The sequence below is a fragment of the Paratractidigestivibacter sp. genome, assembly GCF_052362415.1.
In the GTDB taxonomy this organism is placed as follows: Bacteria; Actinomycetota; Coriobacteriia; order Coriobacteriales; family Atopobiaceae; genus Paratractidigestivibacter.
Map to the genome: position 1 here is coordinate 49,380 of NZ_DAWEMK010000002.1, position 844 is coordinate 50,223.

Consider the following 844-nt stretch of genomic DNA (forward strand, 5'->3'; position numbering starts at 1 on the left):
CGTCTGGCAGACCGGGTCCGGCACGCAGTCGAACATGAACATGAACGAGGTGCTCGCCAACCGCGGGAACCAGCTCGCCGCCGAGCGCGGTGTCGCCCTCGGGCGGCCGCTCCACCCCAACGACTCGGTGAACATGAGCCAGAGCTCGAACGACACCTTCCCCACGGCGATGCACATCGCGGCGGCGATGAGACCGGCCTCTTTGGCGCCCAAGCGCCCGAGGTCGCGGTTGGCGAAGGCGGCGGCCTTTTTGAGCTGGGCGAACGCCCGGATGATCTCGGGCGGCATGGTCTGCCCGCCGATGGGGAAGTTCTCGTGGCTGCGCTGGGTCTGGGCGCCCCACAGGGCGTCGGCGGGCACACGGACCTCCCCCATCGAGTCGTGCTCGATGCGATACTCGGACGAGTCGGTCATCTGGGTCTCCTTCCGAAAAACGAGCGCCAGGGGAAACCGTCGCCGATTCCCCCTGGCACTCATCGCAGGCTTAGATCGATTAATCGGCGGCGCGCATACGGGATGCGAAGGTGGACCCGGCCAGGATCGCGCTCGCCACCTCGGCCTGGTCGCGGGCCACGACGCCGAGGTCGGCGCGCACGCCGCGAAACCGCGGGCTCAAGGAGTACTCGTTGGCCAGGCGCTCGTTGCGGTAGGCGTCGCCCAGAGCCCCGAGCTCGCCTTGGATGTTGTCCATGTACTCGCTCGTCTTTGCGCAGTCGTCGCCGATGACGCCGGCGAGGGCGCGGGCGACGAAGTGCATCTCCTTCGCGTCGCGCCGGGCGAGATGGACCGCCTCGGGGTCGCGCAGGTCGAGGCCGAACAGGGCGTCGTCGAGCCCCGCGAGCTC

The 844-nt window shown here is 69.1% G+C and carries 1 protein-coding gene and 1 pseudogene; one reads left to right on the forward strand and one right to left on the reverse strand.

The genetic code is table 11. The features are described 5' to 3' along the window. Positions 1-40: 40 nt before the first annotated feature. Positions 41-130: pseudogene (locus ACT84W_RS00590) on the forward strand (hypothetical protein); the annotation flags it as partial. Positions 131-493: 363 nt separating this feature from the next. Here ACT84W_RS00590 and ACT84W_RS00595 read toward each other — a convergent pair. Next, positions 494-844 (reverse strand): hypothetical protein (locus ACT84W_RS00595; protein WP_444327865.1); only part of this gene is annotated, 351 nt, incomplete at its 5' end.